The 423-nt window shown below is 65.0% G+C and carries 1 protein-coding gene; it reads left to right on the top strand.

Translation table 11 applies throughout. From position 1 onward, the window contains the following. On the top strand, window positions 1-423 hold a 423-nt coding region (locus SOP95_RS31760; protein ID WP_323609549.1), incomplete at both ends, for a carboxyl transferase domain-containing protein.

Here is a 423-nt window from a genome sequence, read left to right as displayed (position 1 = left end):
CAGACCGCGAACACTTCGGGCGGATCTTCTTCAACCAGGCCAACATGAGCGCCCAAGGCATCCCGCAGATCGCAGTGGTAATGGGCTCGTGCACCGCCGGTGGCGCCTATGTGCCGGCCATGGCCGACGAAGCGATCATGGTGCGCAACCAGGCCACCATCTTCCTTGCCGGCCCGCCGCTGGTGAAAGCCGCGACGGGTGAAGTGGTGAGCGCCGAAGACCTCGGCGGTGCAGATGTGCACTGCAAGATCTCTGGCGTCGCCGACCACTATGCCGACAGCGATGAACACGCCCTGGCCCTGGCCCGGCGCAGTGTGGCCAACCTCAATTGGCGCAAACAGGGCGAGTTGCTGCAACGCCCGCCCGTGGCGCCGTTGTACAGCAGCGAAGAGTTGTATGGCGTGATCCCGGCCGATGCCAAGC

The sequence above is a fragment of the Pseudomonas sp. YuFO8 genome (assembly GCF_035065025.1).
Taxonomy (GTDB): Bacteria; Pseudomonadota; Gammaproteobacteria; order Pseudomonadales; family Pseudomonadaceae; genus Aquipseudomonas; species Aquipseudomonas putida_AE.
The sequence above is the reverse complement of the archived record's forward strand: the minus strand, read 5'-3'. Positions and strand labels throughout refer to the sequence as shown.